Source organism: Staphylococcus cohnii subsp. cohnii, from assembly GCF_002902365.1.
GTDB classification, from domain to species: Bacteria; Bacillota; Bacilli; order Staphylococcales; family Staphylococcaceae; genus Staphylococcus; species Staphylococcus cohnii.
Map to the genome: position 1 here is coordinate 39,544 of NZ_PPQC01000067.1, position 17,027 is coordinate 56,570.

The window sequence follows — 17,027 nt, forward strand, 5'->3', positions numbered from 1 at the left end:
AGACTTAGTAAGTAATTATACAAAATAAAAAAGATTGGGACACAAATCCCATTCTCACAATAAGAGGGCCAATCCTTAATATGGATTGGTCCTCTTTATATTTAAAATATTACGATTTTGATTGTGCATGCTTGCCTGGGGATATGGCTCGAGCCTGTAGTCTTTCGCTCATATCAATTCCCCGGGCGTCAGCACGATGCAAAATCGATATAATTTATATTTTGTTATTTAAAAAATAAGGCTTTTTCGTATAATTTTATAAGCACTATTAAAATAACGAAGCGCCTTATTTATAAAGATTACAACATGGCTTGAATTTACATTACCAATGGAAACTTCAACTCTTATTTCTAAAAATGATATGCCACGACATGTGAATGAAATTGTTGAAACGATTTTTAATGAAAAAAGCAATTTCTATAACATCCAATAGATATTGCCTTTTTCACTTGTTCAAGAACTTTATGTCCTAGACGTTTTTATAGTTATATTAAAATTTACTCAAAAGGTAAGGAAATGTATGTGAAATTGAATAGTTTAGAGAAGTCGCAACTTGCTAAATTGTTTATTTTAGTTGAAATTAGGTTATGGTTAGATAACTCGTTTAAAATGTTGCATTTAGCCTTATTTCAGTTGATTTAGTTAATGTGTTTGTATTTGAGTGTTTTAATGTGTTGTTTCAATATTTAAGGTTTGGTTAATTTTTTCCATATCAACCTGGTACATCGGTTCACCATTCAATAATATAAAAGGTGTTGCAAAAGCATCATAATCAATCATTTCATTTCGATATTGCTGATTAGCGATGTTTTTTTCTACATATTTAAAGCCTTTATCAGTTAAATAGTTTTTAATAAAGGTACAAGGAGGGCAGTCATTCTGTGTGTAAATGATGATATCAGTCATTCAACATCAATCCTTTCTACAAAGTCGTTTTCTATAATGGTAAGTGACTTTTAATTAAAATTCAAGTTATAAAATTGCATGTAATTGGTCATTAATTTGTCACTTAATTCTGAGTTTAACTAATTTTAAAACATAGCCATTGGGTTTATAATGAATGGACGTTGTGATTTTTGTCACAAATAAATTAAAAAGGTGATATTATGGATTCAGTTGAATTAGCTCGTTTTCTAACTGCAATGACACTTGCAGTGCATATCATATTTGCAACAATTGGTGTGGGTGTCCCATTGATGTTTGCAGTTGCTGAGTTTTTAGGGATTAAAAAGAATGATCCTCATTATATAACATTAGCCAAAAGATGGTCTAAAGGTTATACGATTACTGTGGCAGTTGGGGTTGTAACAGGTACGATTATAGGACTACAACTGTCATTATTATGGCCAACGTTTATGCAAATGGGCGGCCATGTGATTGCATTACCGTTATTTATGGAAACATTTGCGTTTTTCTTTGAAGCAATTTTCTTAAGTATATATTTATACACTTGGGATAGATTTAAGAGTAAATGGACACATTTTTTAATTAGTATACCAGTGATTATTGGAGGTTCTTTCTCTGCCTTCTTTATTACGGCTGTCAATTCATTTATGAATACACCAGCTGGTTTTGATATTAAGAATGGTAAAATGATAAATGTTGAACCTTGGGTAGCAATGTTTAACGATTCATTTTTAATAAGATCTTTTCACGTTGTAACGACTGCTTTTATGACGATGGCTTTTGTACTAGCTGCCATTGCTGCATTCAAGTTAGTGAAAAATAAGTTTAAAAAAGATGCAGAATATCATAAAAAAGCATTGAAGTTAACAATGATTCTTGGCATTATCTTTACTTTAGGTTCAATGTTAGCAGGAGATTTATCTGCAAAATTTTTACATCAAGAACAACCAGAAAAACTAGCTGCGTATGAGTGGCATTTTGATACGGAATCCAATGCTGATTTAGTACTTTTTGGTTCTTTAAATGAAGAAACACAAGAAGTAACTGGAGCAATTAAAATTCCTAGTCTACTTAGTTTCTTGGCTGATAACAATGTCAATACTAAAGTGAAAGGCTTGGATGAATTTCCAAAAGAATTACATCCTCCAATGATTGTCCATTATTACTTTGATTTAATGGTGTCAATGGGTGTGTTCTGTTTAATTGTTTCAGCTGCATTTGTACTAACATTATGCTTTAAAAAATTACGGAAATTCACTTATTCAAAACCAATGTTATACGGTGCTTTATTAACTGGACCTGCAGCGATGTTAGCGATAGAGTTTGGTTGGTTCTTAACTGAACAAGGACGTCAACCTTGGATTGTACGTGGATATCTAAAAGTGGCTGAAGCAGCTACTCAAGCAGGTGGCTTAACACTCGTGACAATATTATTTGGTATATTATATTTAATATTAATTGTTACTTCTTCCTATGTATTAATAAGAATGTTTAAGGATAAACCAGCATACGAAGAATTTGAAGTAACTTCATCGGAAAGAGGTGATGCATGATGGTATTCGCATATATAGGTATCACGGTACTATGGATATTCTTATTTTGTTATATTATTGTTGCATCAATTGATTTTGGTGCTGGTTTCTTTACGCTACATGCTAAAATAACAAAACAAGATAAAAAAATTAATCACTTGATTGCACGTTACCTTAATCCAGTTTGGGAAGTAACGAATGTTTTCTTCGTATTCTTTTTCGTAGGAATGGTTGGTTTTTTCCCAGATTCAGCTAAGTATTTCGGTACAGTATTGCTTTTACCAGCATCTATTGCGCTGATATTGTTGTCCATTAGAGGTGGCTTTTATGCCTTTGAAAACTATGGACCAGATACAAAACTACCGTGGCTTGTACTATATGGTTTAGCAGGTTTATTCATACCTGCAGCCTTAGCCACTACTTTAACGATTTCTGAAGGTGGTTATATTACTGGCTCAAGTAATCACTTAGATTTAAATTGGTTTGAATTGTTGTTAAGTCCATATTCATGGTCGGTTGTATTTCTTGCAATTATATCCGTACTTTATATTTCATCTGGATTTTTAACTTACTATGCTTCAAAAGCAAATGATAAACCTGCTTATGGGTTATTAAGATACTGGTTCTTATTTTGGGGACCGCCAATGATCGCTATTTCATTATTTGTATTTCTATCATTAAGATTGCAAAATGAGACGCATTTCTATACAGCAGTATTTGATTATTGGTGGATGTTTGTACTCAGCTTACTATGTTTTGTTGGTGCAATGTTACTCACATTGATGAAAAAATGGCACGGTTTTGCATTTGTTTTAGTAATTTTACAAATGGCTTTTGCGTTCTTCGGCTACGGTGCAAGTAAATTACCATATATTTTATATCCATATATTCGCATAGATGAACATGTTGTTAATAGTGGTATGGCTATTGCTTTAATCATTGCGTTTATTTTAGGTTTACTTTTATTAATTCCATCGCTAATATTATTATTGAGATTATTTGTTTTTGATAAAAAATATGTTGAAGGTAAAAAGTAGACAAATATACTTAAATACAGTAGTAATGTTTATTGTTTAAACTACTAATATTTGATATATTTCAATTATCTTATTTTTGGAGGACGCATATGGATAAAGAATATGTGGTTATAGGTTTAGGTCGTTTTGGTGGTAGTATTGTTAGAGAATTAAATGCTTTAGATATGGATGTCATGGCGATTGATATGGATGAAGCGCGTGTGAATGAATATAGTGATATTGCCACACATGCAGTAATTGCTGACACAACTGATGAAGCAGTGATGAAAAGCTTAGGTATTAGAAATTTTGATCACGTTATTGTTGCAATAGGCGAAAATATTCAATCTAGTACGTTAACGACTTTGATTTTAAAAGAGTTGGGCGTAAAAAAAGTAACGGCTAAGGCTCAAAATGATTATCATGCTAAAATTTTAAATAAAATTGGTGCAGATACTGTTGTTCATCCTGAAAGAGATATGGGCAGAAGAATTGCACATAATGTAGCTAGTGCTAGTGTTTTAGATTATTTAGAATTAGCAGATGAACATTCAATAGTAGAAATTAAAGTTAATGAAAAGATGGCAGGCCAAACAATTATAGAATTAGATATTAGAGCTCAATATGGTATAAGTATTATTGCTATTAAAAGAGGCAGAGATATTATCGTATCTCCGGATCCAAACATAAATATTGAAATTGGAGATATTTTAATTATGATTGGCCATGACAATGACTTAAACCGATTTGAAAAAAAGGGAGTTAGATAAATAATAATATATAAATTAAAGAAGGGATAGGGACGAATCAATGGTGCCCATACCCTTCTTTTTTTAACACTTAACTGATTTTGTTTACTGGTGATGCGCAATATGTATATTATGTAAGAGTGATACTGTAGAGACGTACTATATCCTCCACACACAAGCAAACCAATACGTTCAAAATAGTAAGTATTTTAATATAAAAAGCACTCATCCAATGCAAATAGATGAGTGCTTTATTTTGAAAAGCTGATTATATTTTTGGTTATGATTATGATTCTGATGATTGATCTGATTGATTATCATCTTTTTTTGGTTTTGATTTCTGAGTTGTGTTTTTATTAGTTTTATTGTTCGAAACTTTTGTGTTTTTGCTTTGAGATTTAGGATTGTGTTTTTTTGCATTGTCTTTTTTTTGATTTGGTTTATTTTGTGGTTTTTTATTTTGAGAAGGTGTATCACCTTCATTTACTTTCATTATCACTGGTAAAATCATTGGCTTACGTGCTGTTTTTTCAAATAAATATGGTTGCAGCGTTTCAATGATTGATGATTTAATTTGATGCCATTGTATTTCTGGATTTTGGTTCAGTTTAGAAATTACATCGGTCTTGATTTTTCTTTGAGCATCATATATTAATTGACCAGATTCACGCATGTAAACAAAACCACGAGAAATAATGTCAGGGCCTGAGAGTAGTTTATTTGTTTTAAAGTCTATACTAACGACGACGATGACTAAACCTTCTTCAGACAATAATTTTCTATCTCGAAGAACTACATTTCCAATATCTCCAATACCGCTACCATCGACTAACACGTTGCCGGATGGTATTCTTCCAGCTTTTCTAGCTGAATTATGTGTTAAAGCTAAGACGTCACCGATATCAAAGATAAACACGTTGTCTGGTTCTACGCCACATTCAATTCCTGATTGACCGTGTGCTTTTAACATACGATATTCGCCATGAATAGGAAGGAAGAATTTTGGACGTAGTAAGCGTAACATTAATTGTTGATCACCTTTAGATCCGTGTCCAGATGTGTGAATGTTTGAAACCTTATTGTGTATTACTTCAGCACCAGCGCGATATAATGAATTTATTGTGCGGTTGATACTTTTAGTATTACCTGGAATAGGCGAAGAACTAAATACAACAGTATCTTCTGGAATAATTTTTATTTGTTTGTGTGTACCGTTAGCAATTCTTGATAAAGCTGCCATTGGTTCACCTTGTGAACCTGTACATAAAATGAGTAACTCATGTTTAGGAACACTATTAATTTTGTTTGGTTCTATAAATGTTTCAGGTGGTGCTTTGATATAACCGAGTTCCATACCAATTTTAATATTGTTTTCCATTGAGCGACCAAAAGTTACAATTTTACGGTTGTGTTTAATTGCAGCTTCGACTGCTTGTTGAACACGGTAGATATTAGAAGCAAAAGTTGCAAAGATAATTCTACCACTACAATTACGGAATATCTTTTCAACATTTTGGCCTACTTCACGTTCACTCAATGTAAAATCAGGAACTAATGAGTTAGTAGAGTCTGAAAGTAAACAAAGTACACCTTCTTCTCCGAGTTTCGCCATTTTCGCTATATTTGCTGGCTCACCAACTGGCGTAAAATCAAATTTGAAATCTCCAGTGTGAACAATATTACCTTCTGGTGTATTAACAATAACACCATATGATTCTGGAATACTATGTGTTGTTAAATAGAAAGAAACTTCGAAATGTTTAGATTTGATAACGGAACTTTCTTCAATTTCAATAAGTTTTGTTGTTCTTAACAAGTGATGTTCTTCCAGCTTATTTCTGATTAAACCTAAAGCTAATGGTCCACCATATATAGGCACGTTTATTTGTTTTAATAGGTAGGGCACACCACCTATATGGTCTTCGTGGCCGTGTGTTATAAACAGACCAACTATTTTGTCTTGGTTCTGTTCTAAATAAGTAATGTCAGGAATCACGTAATCAATACCTAATAAGTTATCATCAGGGAATTTGATACCTGCATCTATAATTACGATTTCATCCTGATATTCTACGGCATAAGTGTTTTTTCCGATTTCACCTAAGCCACCAAGGGCATAAACCGCAACTTCATTTTTATGAATTTGTTTCATTACTCAGCTTGCTCCACATTAAAGTGATCAGATTGTTTTTCATATTCTAAATGTGCGCCCTCAAGTTTAGTAATAAACTCGATATTGTAATTACGGTCTTTCAAATATCTTCTTACTTGTTCTTCTGATTGAGCTTCAACATAAATAGTTTGTGTATGTTCTCTAACAACTACTTCTTCTTTGTTATGTTGAAAAAATACTTTAAATACTGCCATTATATCTATTTCCTCCTAAAATTTGGTTAAATTATTTATATAAACCCTGAAATGTATATTATTTTGTGAGCTTCTTAATCTTAAATAAAATGATATTTACTAAAAGTGTATTGAAACTACGTTTTTATATAAAGAGAACATACGAGCATTTGCCCAGTATGTTTCTAGGGTCATTTTAAATTCGTTCGTATAGAAAAATACAATTAGAAAGCATTTGTATGTTTTCAGTTATTTCTCATTTTACATGATGTAGTAGAATAAATAAAGCAGTTTTATTTTCTACTGATACTTAATATGTAGAAAAAAGTGATTCGCTATATATAAGGTGTTTAACATGAGTAAATTTAAATTAATCATTTTGAAATATTAAATGAATTACCAAATAGCTTGAGTCGATAATAAAAATTAATTATGATTAAAAGGAAATATAATAAGTAATAATATAAAGTAAAAAGTAATAGAGATGAAATGAAGGTGGTTGCTATGGATAAAGTGAAGCGTATTGTTGAAGATATTAAAAATGAAAAACAACGAACTGATAAGGTCTTTCAAGATATTACATTTGAAATACGTGCGGAACAAGTTATCATGTTTTTCAATTACAATGAAATCATTGATACTGTGAATGGAGATCAAAATTATGTAAAGCACAATCATGATCCTGTATTTATTGATATACAAGAATTAAATGCTTTGAAGAAAGAATTACAAGAATTGAATATAATGTACCATGAAAGAAGAGACGATTTTATGTAAAAAGAACTGTTAGTAAACGTGTGCAATTGCCACATATACTAACAGTTCTTTTTTATACTTCTACTGCATCTTCATGAGGTTGCAGTGGATGTTCTGAATCTATGTGATCATAAAACATGATACCATTAATATGGTCTATTTCATGTTGAACAACAACAGCTGGATAACCTTTTAATCGTAGTTTAACATCATTACCATCTATATCTTTTGCTTTAACAGTGACTCTATATTTACGATGTACTAGGCCTGGTACATTTTCGTCTACACTTAAGCAACCCTCACCAGTAGGTAAATAGGCTTCTTGAATGCTATGACTCATAATTTTAGGATTTACTAACATCAAGTCATAACTTTTACCTTCTCCATCATCTGGTAAATAGACGGCAATCATTCTTTTAGAAATATTGATTTGTGGTGCTGCAAGTCCGACGCCAGAACGAAGACCATATTTATTAGCAGTTTCTTCATCTTGGCTATTTATTAAAAATGCTCTCATAGATTTTAATGTCTCTCTATCTTCATCTGATAATGGGATTTCGACATCTTTAGCTTTTTCACGTAGTGTTGGATGTCCGTCTCTAATTATATCTTTCATTGTTAACATTTGTTCATACACCTTCCTTAATATAAAATATACCAAAGATTACCAAATAAAATACAGTAATAAATTTGATTTATTAAAATTTATTATATAATATAGCACACAAAAAAGGAGGATTTCTCAAAATGAAATTTAAATATGGTATTGGTGCCATACTAGCTTCCACTGTACTTATAGCTGGATGTACAACTGATAAAGGTGAAATAAAAGATTATAATGAAAAAATACAACAAGCATTCGATGAAGAAAAGCCTGTTTCATCAGTAGGCAAAAAACTTAATGAACTAGAGCAAAAAAAACAAAAGCTTGTTAAAAAAATCAATGGGAAAGATCAACAAGAAGCCAAACAAACTTCTGAAAAAATTGTAGATAATGTTGAAGAAAGACAAAAAGAATTTAAAAAAGAAGAAAATGCGTTAGATAATTCAGAAAAAGAATTTAAAAAAGCACAAAAACATTTAGATAATATTAGTGATAAAGATAAGAAAAAAGAAGTGAAAGAATTAAATGATGCTTTGAAAAATAAATATAAAGCACATGATAACTATGCAAATGCATACAAAAATATTATGAACAAAGAAAAAGATTTATTTGAATATGGATCTCGTGATCAAGCAAACCAAGAGGAAATGAATAAAAAGACAGAAGCTGTATCCAAATCATATAAAACTATGGATAAATCTTTTGATAAATACAAAGATGCAATGGAAAAAGTAAATAAAGAAAAACAAGATGTAGATAATTTAAATTAACTTAAAATGCTATTAATTTGAAATTTAAGGTAAATAACTATAGCATAATAAATGAGGACGCTTACATTCTTTTGGGAGTGGACAATTTGAAACTTGTAAAAAAGATAGTACAGCATGTTTGAAAATAGTAATACAGTTTTAAAACTGTACCTATTTACTGTATTACAGAACTTTTCATATTTGTTTAACAGTGAAACAGTTTTGTGATACAATGTTAAAGGATAAAATGAATTTCTATTATACGGGAAAGGTATGGTGAATTGAATGGCTCCGAAATTGAAAGCCCAATTCGATGCAGAGAAAGTATTGAAAGATACTGAATCTCAATTTGAAATGATCCAAATTTTGGATGAAGACGGTAATATCGTTAATAAAGATCTAGTACCTGATTTATCAGACGAGCAATTAGTAGAATTAATGGAAAGAATGGTTTGGACACGTATTCTTGATCAACGTTCTATTTCACTAAATAGACAAGGAAGATTAGGATTCTATGCACCTACTGCTGGACAAGAAGCTTCACAGTTAGCTTCTCAATATGCATTAGAACAAGAAGACTTTATTCTTCCTGGTTATCGTGATGTTCCACAATTAATTTGGCAAGGTCTGCCATTAACTGAAGCATTTTTATTCTCTAGAGGTCACTTCAAAGGAAATAGAATGCCTGAAGGTGTTAATGCACTAAGCCCACAAATTATTATCGGTGCACAATACGTACAAACAGCTGGTGTTGCACTTGGACTTAAAAAACGCGGGAAACAAGCTGTAGCAATCACATATACTGGTGATGGTGGTTCTTCACAAGGTGATTTCTATGAAGGTATTAACTTCGCTTCAGCTTACAAAGCGCCAGCAATATTTGTAATTCAAAATAATAACTATGCGATTTCTACGCCACGTAGTAAACAAACAGCTGCTGAAACTTTAGCTCAAAAAGCTATCTCAGTAGGTATTCCTGGCATACAAGTAGATGGAATGGATGCACTTGCAGTATATCAAGCAACTAAAGAAGCTCGTGATCGTGCTGTAAATGGTGAAGGTCCAACACTTATTGAAACAATCACTTATCGTTACGGTCCACATACAATGGCTGGCGACGATCCAACGAAATATAGAACTTCAGACGAAGATTCTGAATGGGAGAAAAAAGATCCATTAGTTCGTTTAAGAAAACATCTTGAAAATAAAGGTCTATGGACTGAAGAGAAAGAAAACGAAGTAATCGATCGTGCGAAAGCTGAAATTAAAACTGCTATCAAAGAAGCGGATAATACAGAAAAACAAAAAGTTACAGACTTAATGGAAAATATGTATGAAGAAATGCCTCAACATTTAGCAGAACAATATGAAATCTATAAAGAGAAGGAGTCGAAGTAACCGATGGCACAAATGACAATGGTTCAAGCGATTAATAATGCGCTTAAAACCGAATTACAAAATGATGAAAATGTCTTACTTTTCGGTGAAGACGTCGGTGTTAACGGTGGTGTATTCCGTGTAACTGAAGGATTACAAAAAGAATTCGGTGAAGACCGAGTATTTGATACACCTTTAGCAGAATCTGGAATTGGTGGTTTAGCTCTAGGCTTAACTACACAAGGTTACCGTCCAGTTATGGAAATCCAATTCTTAGGATTCGTATTTGAAGTGTTTGACTCTGTTGCAGGTCAAATTGCACGTACACGTTTCCGTTCTGGTAACTCAAAACAAGCACCAGTAACTATTCGCGCCCCATTTGGTGGTGGTGTGCACACTCCTGAATTACACGCAGATAATTTAGAAGGTATCTTAGCTCAATCACCAGGATTGAATGTAGTTATCCCATCTAGTCCTTATGACGCAAAAGGATTATTAATTTCTGCAATTAGAAGTAACGACCCAGTTGTATATTTAGAACACATGAAATTGTATCGTTCTTTCCGTGAAGAAGTGCCTGATGAAGAGTATACAATTGAAATTGGCAAAGCGAGTGTCAAACAAGAAGGTAATGACATTACATTAATAGCTTATGGTGCTATGGTACAAGAATCATTAAAAGCTGCTGAAGAATTAGAAAAAGATGGTCATTCAGTGGAAGTTATTGATTTACGTACTGTGCAACCAATCGACATAGAAACGTTAGTTGCTTCAGTAGAAAAAACTGGACGTGCAGTCGTAGTTCAAGAAGCACAACGTCAAGCTGGTGTTGGAGCTACTGTTGCTTCAGAATTAGCAGAGCGCGCAATTCTGTCATTAGAAGCACCTATTGCTCGTGTAGCTGCTGCTGATACCGTTTATCCGTTTACTCAAGCTGAAAATGTTTGGTTACCAAACAAAAACGATATCGTTGAAAAAGCAAAAGCAACATTAGAATTCTAATATTAATAAGTTTGGTATAACTTTTAAAATGTTATCCCGACTTCATTGATTAATAATAAAACAGCATGAGATTGCGAATCATAAGTTCCGCTCTCATTTTCTAATTTTTGACTAAATATGAATTTTTAGGAGGATAATAACGTGGCATTTGAATTTAAATTACCCGATATTGGTGAAGGTATCCACGAAGGTGAAATTGTAAAATGGTTTGTTAAAGCTGGAGATACTATCGAAGAAGATGATGTTTTAGCTGAAGTTCAAAATGACAAATCTGTAGTAGAAATTCCGTCACCTGTGTCAGGTACAGTGGAAGAAGTACTTGTAGATGAAGGTACAGTAGCTGTTGTCGGAGATACAATTGTTAAAATTGACGCGCCTGATGCAGAAGATATGGAATTTAAAGGTAGCGGTAGCAGTGAGTCTAAAGATGAAGCTGAAGCAGAAGCAGAACCTGCTAAAGAAGAAAGCTCTGAAGCAGCGGCAGCAACGCAATCATCAGCTGATGAAGATGTAGATGAAAATAAACGTGTTAAAGCAATGCCTTCAGTACGTAAATATGCACGTGAAAATGGCGTAAACATTAAAGCAGTTGTAGCTTCAGGTAAAAATGGACGTACAACGAAAGAAGACATTGATGCATACTTAAATGGAGATGCAAGTGCAGCTTCAACTGAAAGTGCAAGTGAAACTGCAGAAGAAACTTCTGCGAGCACAGCACAATCAGCGCCAGTTTCTAGTGAAGGTGAATTCCCAGAAACAACAGAAAAAATTCCTGCTATGCGTAAAGCAATCGCAAAAGCAATGGTGAATTCTAAACACACTGCACCTCACGTAACTTTAATGGATGAAATTGATGTTCAAGAATTATGGGATCATCGTAAAAAATTCAAAGAAGTTGCAGCTGAGCAAGGTACTAAATTAACATTCTTACCTTATGTAGTGAAAGCTCTTGTTTCTGCACTTAAGAAATATCCAGCACTTAACACAGAATTTAATGAAGAAGCTGGAGAAATTGTACACAAGCATTATTGGAATATTGGTATTGCAGCTGATACAGACAGAGGTTTATTAGTACCTGTTGTCAAACATGCTGACCGTAAGTCTATGTTCCAAATTTCAGATGAAATTAATGAATTAGCTGTAAAAGCACGCGATGGTAAATTAACTTCAGATGAAATGAAAGGTGCTACTTGTACTATTAGTAATATTGGATCAGCAGGTGGACAATGGTTCACACCAGTTATAAATCATCCAGAAGTAGCTATCTTAGGTATTGGTCGTATTGCCCAAAAACCTATCGTTAAAGACGGAGAAATTGTAGCTGCGCCAGTATTATCATTATCATTAAGCTTTGACCATAGACAAATCGATGGTGCTACTGGACAAAATGCAATGAACCATATCAAGCGTTTATTAAATAATCCAGAATTATTATTAATGGAGGGGTAAAACATGGTAGTTGGAGATTTCCCAATTGAAACAGATACTATTGTAATCGGAGCAGGACCTGGAGGATATGTTGCAGCAATTCGTGCAGCACAATTAGGTCAAAAAGTAACAATCGTTGAAAAAGGCGAATTAGGCGGTGTATGTCTTAACGTTGGATGTATTCCATCAAAAGCATTATTACACGCATCTCACCGTTATGATGAAACTAAAAACTCTGAAAATTTAGGTGTTATTGCTGAAAGTGTTTCACTTAAATTTGACAAAGTTCAAGAATTCAAACAATCAGTTGTTAAGAAATTAACTGGTGGCGTTGAAGGATTATTAAAAGGAAACAAAGTAGAAATCGTTAAAGGTGAAGCTTATTTCGTAGATAACAATAGTTTACGTGTTATGGATGAGAAAAGTGCTCAAACTTATAACTTCAAACATGCAATCATTGCAACTGGTTCAAGACCAATTGAAATTCCTAATTTCGAATTTGGTAACCGTGTTATTGATTCAACTGGTGCTTTGAATTTACAAGAAGTTCCTGGTAAATTAGTAGTCGTTGGTGGCGGTTATATCGGTTCAGAACTAGGTACTGCATTTGCAAACTTTGGTTCAGAAGTTACTATTTTAGAAGGTGCTAAAGATATCTTAGGCGGCTTCGAAAAACAAATGACACAACCTGTTAAAAAAGGCATGAAAGAAAAAGGCGTTGAAATTGTTACTGAAGCAATGGCTAAATCTGCTGAAGAAACAGATAACGGTGTTAAAGTAACTTATGAAGTTAAAGGTGAAGAACAAACGATTGATGCTGATTATGTATTAGTTACTGTTGGTCGTCGTCCAAACACTGATGAATTAGGTTTAGAAGAATTAGGCCTTAAATTCGCAGATCGTGGATTATTAGAAGTAGACAAACAAAGCCGTACTTCTATCGACAACATTTTTGCAATTGGTGATATCGTTCCTGGGCTACCATTAGCTCATAAAGCGAGCTATGAAGCAAAAGTAGCTGCTGAGGTTATTTCTGGAGAAGCATCAGAAGTGGATTACATTGGTATGCCTGCTGTTTGTTTCACAGAACCAGAACTAGCACAAGTAGGTTACACTGAAGCGCAAGCAAAAGAAGAAGGATTAGAAGTTACAGCTTCTAAATTCCCATACGCAGCAAACGGTCGTGCATTATCATTAGATGATACAACTGGTTTCGTTAAATTGTTAACACTTAAAGAAGATAATACACTAGTTGGTGCACAAGTAGTTGGTACTGGTGCTTCTGACATTATCTCTGAATTAGGCTTAGCAATAGAAGCTGGTATGAATGCTGAAGATTTAGCATTAACTGTACATGCTCACCCAACATTAGGTGAAATGTCTATGGAAGCTGCTGAAAAAGCTTTAGGATTACCAATTCATACAATGTAATAAATTAAAAAGTATAAATAGTTACACTTTAGATGTTTTATCTTAAATGGTTATGGAAGTAATGAACGAGATTACTGTTCTAGTGCTTTCAAATCAATGTATAAATGTTTAAAGCTTACAACAAATATATAGGGGCGGGAATAAGGAATCAATTTATTATATTTTGATTTCTGTCCCGCTCTTTTTTTACATTTTTTAAAATTTTGGTAACTATTTGTTAATTATAGGGAGGATAAGTATATGGAATATTCATATCCGATTGATCTTGAATGGACAAATGAAGAAATGATGCAAGTGGTTGCTTTTTTTAATGCTATTGAAAAATACTATGAATCAAAAGTTGAAGGTAAAGTACTGTTAGAACGTTACAATCAATTTAAAAAAATAGTTCCAGGTAAAGCCCAAGAAAAGCAAATATTTAAAGAATTTGAAAAACAAAGCGGCTACAATAGTTACAAAGTAGTAAAATCAGTCAAAGATGCGTCAAATCAAAAATATTTTAGTTCAAAACAAATTTAACTATTGTCATCTTAGCTATATTTTGATATTTTTATTAAGCACTAAACAAAATGTTTGATAAAAGTAAACAAAATATAGCTTTTTTTGTATAAATAATACTCATGTTTTGGTTAACTATTGTTTCCTAAATGTGCAAAATAAGAAATTAAAAAAATAAGGTGACAGAATGAAGATTGGAAAAAAATTAAAAAATCTTAGAAATATTAAGCAACTCACTCAAGGTGAGCTGGCAGAGCGTACAAATCTATCTAAAGGATATGTTTCACAAATTGAAAGTGAACATGCCTCACCAAGTATGGAAACTTTTTTTAATATTTTAGAAGTGTTAGGTACTACTCCTCGTGAATTTTTTTATGATTCAGCAAATACTAAGGTGTTATATAGGAAAAATGAACAAATTCATTATGATGAATCTGATAAAGGATATTTACTAAATTGGCCAATCACACAATCGAATAATTTTGAAATGGAACCGTTAATACTTACTTTGAGACCTAATGCATCGTATAAAAGTTTTGATCCATCAGATTCCGATACATTTATATATTGTCTACAAGGCGAAGTTTCACTTTTATTAGGAAGTGATTATTATCACGCTGAAGAAGGAGATGCGTTATATTTTAAAGCAAATCAAATACATAGATTAAAGAACCTTACATCACAAGATGTGAAAGTTTTGGTTGTTGCTACAGCATCATATTTATAGGAGGACAATACATGAACCCTTTATTGACATTCCAATCAGTAAGTAAAGCTTATGATGGAACTCAAATATTAGATAATATAGATTTGAATATTGAGTCTGGACATTTTTACACATTATTAGGCCCTTCTGGTTGTGGAAAAACTACAATTCTGAAACTGATTGCAGGCTTTGAACAAGTTGATCATGGACAAATCGTTTATCAAGGAAAATTGATTAATCAAGTTCCTGCTAATAAGAGAAAAGTAAATACTGTTTTTCAAGATTATGCCTTATTTCCCCATTTGACTGTATTTGATAATATCGCATTTGGATTAAAAATAAAAAAATTAAATAAGGAAGTAATTAAAGCTAAAGTGCAGGAAGCTTTAAAATTAGTGAAATTAACTGGCTTTGAAAATAGAATGATAGATGGTATGAGTGGTGGACAAAAGCAACGAATTGCAATTGCGCGAGCTATCGTAAATGAACCTGAGATTTTACTTTTAGACGAATCATTATCGGCATTGGATTTAAAATTAAGAACTGAAATGCAATATGAATTAAGAGAAATTCAATCTAGATTAGGTATTACTTTTATTTTTGTGACACATGATCAAGAAGAAGCATTGGCATTGAGTGATTATATCTTTGTTATGAAAGATGGGAAAATACAACAATTTGGTACACCTACAGATATTTATGATGAACCAGTAAATCGTTTTGTTGCTGATTTTATTGGAGAATCTAATATTTTGAAAGGGACAATGGTCGAAGATTATGTTGTTAATATTTACGACCAAGCATTTAAGTGTGTTGATATGGGAATTCCTAGTCAACAACAAGTTGAAGTCGTAATCAGACCAGAATACATTGCGTTAGTAAACCACAACGAAGGATTATTTGAAGTGACTGTTGATTCTATGTTATTTAGAGGTGTACACTATGAAATCAATTGTGTAGATAGAAAAGGTTATGAGTGGATGGTGCATTCTACAAAGAAAACTGAAGTAGGTAATAAAGTAGGTTTGTTTTTTGAACCAGAAGCGATTCATATTATGGTGCCTGGCGAAACCGAAGCAGAGTTTGATGAACGTATTAATAGTTATGAGGTTAATGATAATGCGTAAAATAAATAGATTTTTATTTATACCATATATTTTATGGATGGTTTTATTTATCGTTGTGCCAGTCATTTTGCTAATTTATTTCTCAATGATTGATATACATGGTCATTTTAGTTTACATAATTATAAACAAATGCTGACACCAAAATATTTTTTGATGATATGGGACTCTATAGTGTACGCTGTGTTAATTACGATGACTACGTTGCTTATTAGTTATCCAGCAGCATACTTTATCCGTACAGCAAAACATCAGAATTTATGGTTATTGATATTAATTATACCTACTTGGATTAATTTACTTCTAAAGACCTATGCATTTATTGGCTTGTTCAGTCATGATGGTATTATCAACCGAATATTATATAGTTTGCATTTACCTAAAGCGGAACTTTTATTTACAGGTCCTGCCTTTATAATTGTAGCCAGTTATATTTATATACCATTTATGATTTTACCAATTTTTAATAATATGAAGGACATACCAAATAATTTATTACAAGCTTCAAGTGATTTAGGTGCTAGTCGATTAATGACCTTTAAAAAAGTGATTATGCCTTTGACAAAACGTGGCGTACTAACAGGGGTGCAAGTTACATTTATTCCTGCGCTTTCTTTGTTTATGATCACAAGGTTAATTGCTGGTAATAAAGTCATTAATATTGGAACGGCGATTGAGGAACAATTTCTTGTAATTCAAAACTATGGGATGGGTTCAACTATTGCGTTGTTTCTCATTCTTTTTATGGCTTTTGTCTTAATCATTACAAATAAAAAATCTACAAATGGAAAAGGGTGAATCA

17 protein-coding genes are annotated in these 17,027 nt (G+C 32.5%); 13 read left to right on the forward strand and 4 right to left on the reverse strand.

Annotation, left to right across the window (positions count from 1 at the left end):
* Nucleotides 1-666 precede the first annotated feature (666 nt).
* Nucleotides 667-906, reverse strand: a complete 240-nt coding sequence (locus CD032_RS11305) for a glutaredoxin family protein (RefSeq protein WP_019467857.1) — start codon at nt 904-906, stop codon at nt 667-669.
* Nucleotides 907-1,106: 200 nt separating this feature from the next.
* Here CD032_RS11305 and CD032_RS11310 point away from each other — a divergent pair, with 200 nt between their 5' ends.
* From CD032_RS11310 to CD032_RS11320, 3 genes are all read left to right on the forward strand, one after another.
* Entirely contained in the window at nt 1,107-2,459 is a 1,353-nt protein-coding gene (locus CD032_RS11310; RefSeq protein ID WP_019467856.1) for a cytochrome ubiquinol oxidase subunit I, read from the forward strand.
* Nucleotides 2,459-3,475, forward strand: a complete 1,017-nt coding sequence (locus CD032_RS11315) for a cytochrome d ubiquinol oxidase subunit II (RefSeq protein WP_026034735.1) — start codon at nt 2,459-2,461, stop codon at nt 3,473-3,475. Before CD032_RS11310 ends, CD032_RS11315 begins: the two co-directional genes overlap by 1 nt.
* 89 nt (nt 3,476-3,564) lie before the next feature.
* A complete protein-coding gene (locus tag CD032_RS11320) occupies nt 3,565-4,224 on the forward strand; it encodes a potassium channel family protein (protein WP_103211499.1) in 660 nt (219 codons plus the stop codon).
* Nucleotides 4,225-4,489: 265 nt separating this feature from the next.
* Here the strand turns inward: CD032_RS11320 and rnjA are convergent, their stop codons facing one another.
* Nucleotides 4,490-6,355, reverse strand: coding sequence for a ribonuclease J1 (rnjA, locus tag CD032_RS11325; protein WP_064264095.1), 1,866 nt, complete (start codon nt 6,353-6,355; stop codon nt 4,490-4,492).
* Nucleotides 6,355-6,570 carry a DNA-dependent RNA polymerase subunit epsilon gene (locus CD032_RS11330; protein ID WP_019467852.1) on the reverse strand — a complete coding sequence of 72 codons (216 nt, stop codon included), beginning with the start codon at nt 6,568-6,570 and terminating at the stop codon, nt 6,355-6,357. The genes rnjA and CD032_RS11330 overlap by 1 nt, the downstream gene beginning before the upstream one ends.
* Before the next feature lie 483 nt (nt 6,571-7,053).
* Between CD032_RS11330 and CD032_RS11335 the strand changes: the two genes are divergently transcribed.
* Nucleotides 7,054-7,326, forward strand: a complete 273-nt coding sequence (locus CD032_RS11335; protein WP_019467851.1) for a hypothetical protein — start codon at nt 7,054-7,056, stop codon at nt 7,324-7,326.
* Nucleotides 7,327-7,378: 52 nt separating this feature from the next.
* Here the strand turns inward: CD032_RS11335 and def are convergent, their stop codons facing one another.
* Complete coding sequence (gene def / locus CD032_RS11340; protein ID WP_019467850.1) at nt 7,379-7,930, reverse strand: peptide deformylase; 552 nt, start codon at nt 7,928-7,930, stop codon at nt 7,379-7,381.
* Nucleotides 7,931-8,052: 122 nt separating this feature from the next.
* Between def and CD032_RS11345 the strand changes: the two genes are divergently transcribed.
* The 9 genes from CD032_RS11345 (at nt 8,053) to CD032_RS11385 (ending at nt 17,023) form a co-directional block, all read left to right on the forward strand.
* Nucleotides 8,053-8,679 carry a YkyA family protein gene (locus CD032_RS11345; protein WP_019467849.1) on the forward strand — a complete coding sequence of 209 codons (627 nt, stop codon included), beginning with the start codon at nt 8,053-8,055 and terminating at the stop codon, nt 8,677-8,679.
* Between the two features lie 264 nt (nt 8,680-8,943).
* The gene (gene pdhA, locus CD032_RS11350; protein WP_103211500.1) at nt 8,944-10,056 is read left to right on the forward strand and encodes a pyruvate dehydrogenase (acetyl-transferring) E1 component subunit alpha; all 1,113 of its coding nucleotides are present in this window, start codon (nt 8,944-8,946) and stop codon (nt 10,054-10,056) included.
* A gap of 3 nt (nt 10,057-10,059) precedes the next feature.
* Nucleotides 10,060-11,037 carry an alpha-ketoacid dehydrogenase subunit beta gene (locus CD032_RS11355; RefSeq protein ID WP_040030519.1) on the forward strand — a complete coding sequence of 326 codons (978 nt, stop codon included), beginning with the start codon at nt 10,060-10,062 and terminating at the stop codon, nt 11,035-11,037.
* Nucleotides 11,038-11,178: 141 nt separating this feature from the next.
* A complete protein-coding gene (locus CD032_RS11360) occupies nt 11,179-12,486 on the forward strand; it encodes a dihydrolipoamide acetyltransferase family protein (RefSeq protein WP_040030520.1) in 1,308 nt (435 codons plus the stop codon).
* Nucleotides 12,487-12,489: 3 nt separating this feature from the next.
* Nucleotides 12,490-13,896 carry a dihydrolipoyl dehydrogenase gene (gene lpdA / locus CD032_RS11365; RefSeq protein ID WP_019467845.1) on the forward strand — a complete coding sequence of 469 codons (1,407 nt, stop codon included), beginning with the start codon at nt 12,490-12,492 and terminating at the stop codon, nt 13,894-13,896.
* 240 nt (nt 13,897-14,136) lie between these two features.
* A complete protein-coding gene (locus CD032_RS11370; protein ID WP_019467844.1) occupies nt 14,137-14,415 on the forward strand; it encodes a UPF0223 family protein in 279 nt (92 codons plus the stop codon).
* Nucleotides 14,416-14,581: 166 nt separating this feature from the next.
* A complete protein-coding gene (locus tag CD032_RS11375) occupies nt 14,582-15,121 on the forward strand; it encodes a helix-turn-helix domain-containing protein (protein ID WP_019467843.1) in 540 nt (179 codons plus the stop codon).
* A gap of 11 nt (nt 15,122-15,132) precedes the next feature.
* On the forward strand, nt 15,133-16,227 hold the full coding sequence (locus tag CD032_RS11380) for an ABC transporter ATP-binding protein (RefSeq protein WP_103211501.1): 1,095 nt from the start codon (nt 15,133-15,135) through the stop codon (nt 16,225-16,227).
* Nucleotides 16,220-17,023: an ABC transporter permease gene (locus CD032_RS11385; protein WP_040030523.1), complete on the forward strand. Its 804-nt coding sequence runs from the start codon at nt 16,220-16,222 to the stop codon at nt 17,021-17,023. Before CD032_RS11380 ends, CD032_RS11385 begins: the two co-directional genes overlap by 8 nt.
* The last annotated feature ends 4 nt before the right edge of the window (nt 17,024-17,027 follow it).

Bases quoted from the DNA above. Each gene is read 5' to 3' on its own strand.
- CD032_RS11305 (WP_019467857.1), bottom strand. From the start codon at position 906: ATGACTGATATCATCATTTACACACAGAATGACTGCCCTCCTTGTACC.
- CD032_RS11310 (WP_019467856.1), top strand. From the start codon at position 1,107: ATGGATTCAGTTGAATTAGCTCGTTTTCTAACTGCAATGACACTTGCA.
- CD032_RS11315 (WP_026034735.1), top strand. From the start codon at position 2,459: ATGGTATTCGCATATATAGGTATCACGGTACTATGGATATTCTTATTT.
- CD032_RS11320 (WP_103211499.1), top strand. From the start codon at position 3,565: ATGGATAAAGAATATGTGGTTATAGGTTTAGGTCGTTTTGGTGGTAGT.
- rnjA (WP_064264095.1), bottom strand. From the start codon at position 6,355: ATGAAACAAATTCATAAAAATGAAGTTGCGGTTTATGCCCTTGGTGGC.
- CD032_RS11330 (WP_019467852.1), bottom strand. From the start codon at position 6,570: ATGGCAGTATTTAAAGTATTTTTTCAACATAACAAAGAAGAAGTAGTT.
- CD032_RS11335 (WP_019467851.1), top strand. From the start codon at position 7,054: ATGGATAAAGTGAAGCGTATTGTTGAAGATATTAAAAATGAAAAACAA.
- def (WP_019467850.1), bottom strand. From the start codon at position 7,930: ATGTTAACAATGAAAGATATAATTAGAGACGGACATCCAACACTACGT.
- CD032_RS11345 (WP_019467849.1), top strand. From the start codon at position 8,053: ATGAAATTTAAATATGGTATTGGTGCCATACTAGCTTCCACTGTACTT.
- pdhA (WP_103211500.1), top strand. From the start codon at position 8,944: ATGGCTCCGAAATTGAAAGCCCAATTCGATGCAGAGAAAGTATTGAAA.
- CD032_RS11355 (WP_040030519.1), top strand. From the start codon at position 10,060: ATGGCACAAATGACAATGGTTCAAGCGATTAATAATGCGCTTAAAACC.
- lpdA (WP_019467845.1), top strand. From the start codon at position 12,490: ATGGTAGTTGGAGATTTCCCAATTGAAACAGATACTATTGTAATCGGA.
- CD032_RS11370 (WP_019467844.1), top strand. From the start codon at position 14,137: ATGGAATATTCATATCCGATTGATCTTGAATGGACAAATGAAGAAATG.
- CD032_RS11375 (WP_019467843.1), top strand. From the start codon at position 14,582: ATGAAGATTGGAAAAAAATTAAAAAATCTTAGAAATATTAAGCAACTC.
- CD032_RS11380 (WP_103211501.1), top strand. From the start codon at position 15,133: ATGAACCCTTTATTGACATTCCAATCAGTAAGTAAAGCTTATGATGGA.
- CD032_RS11385 (WP_040030523.1), top strand. From the start codon at position 16,220: ATGCGTAAAATAAATAGATTTTTATTTATACCATATATTTTATGGATG.